Below are 537 nucleotides of genomic sequence, written 5' to 3'. Positions count from 1 at the left end.
GATCCGGCCGCCACGCCGGACACGGACGCGGAGGCGTAGACGGTGGGCGCGCACCTGCGGACCCTGCCCACCGTCGACGAGGGGGCCGCGTACCTGGCCGGGCTCGACCTGGACGCGGCACGGTTGCTGGCGGTGGCTACCGAGCTGGGGCTGACGCGCGTGAACAGGCTCACCGGGGCCGCCTTGCGTGACCGGGTCCTCAAGCAGGCCATCGGCGCGCGAAACAAGTTCGCGGGACTGCGCGACTGGTGACCTTTGATCAAACCGCTTGCGCAACAACGGACGAAATTGACTACCGCACACGAGATTTCAAGGAGAAGTGAAGTTATGAGTACAGAGAGCCTCGAGCTTGCCGACCTGCGCGAGACGATGCGGGCATGGCGGGCCGCGCCCGTCCCGCCCGCGCCGGATCTCGCCGAGATGACCCGGGAAATGGCAGTTCTCTTGGGGTGCGACACCCCGGAGGGCCGCGCCAGCTACCAGCGGTTGTCTGCCTGGCGCGCCGCCGGTTACCGCGGCCCCCTCGACGAGCACGCG

At 69.3% G+C, this 537-nt stretch carries 2 protein-coding genes; both read left to right on the top strand.

Features of this window, described 5'->3' with window-relative positions; translation table 11 throughout:
* Window positions 1-42: 42 nt before the first annotated feature.
* Window positions 43-252, top strand: coding sequence for a hypothetical protein (locus ACFQV6_RS44400; protein WP_378033766.1), 210 nt, complete (start codon window positions 43-45; stop codon window positions 250-252).
* A 75-nt stretch (window positions 253-327) separates the two neighbouring features.
* Window positions 328-537: hypothetical protein (locus tag ACFQV6_RS44395; RefSeq protein WP_378033765.1), on the top strand; the 210-nt coding region annotated here is incomplete at its 3' end.

Origin of the sequence: Actinoplanes sp. GCM10030250, from assembly GCF_042666575.1 — a bacterium.
Lineage (GTDB): Bacteria > Actinomycetota > Actinomycetes > Mycobacteriales > Micromonosporaceae > Actinoplanes.
Note: the sequence above shows the minus strand (reverse complement) of the source record. Positions and strands in the feature narration are given on the sequence as shown.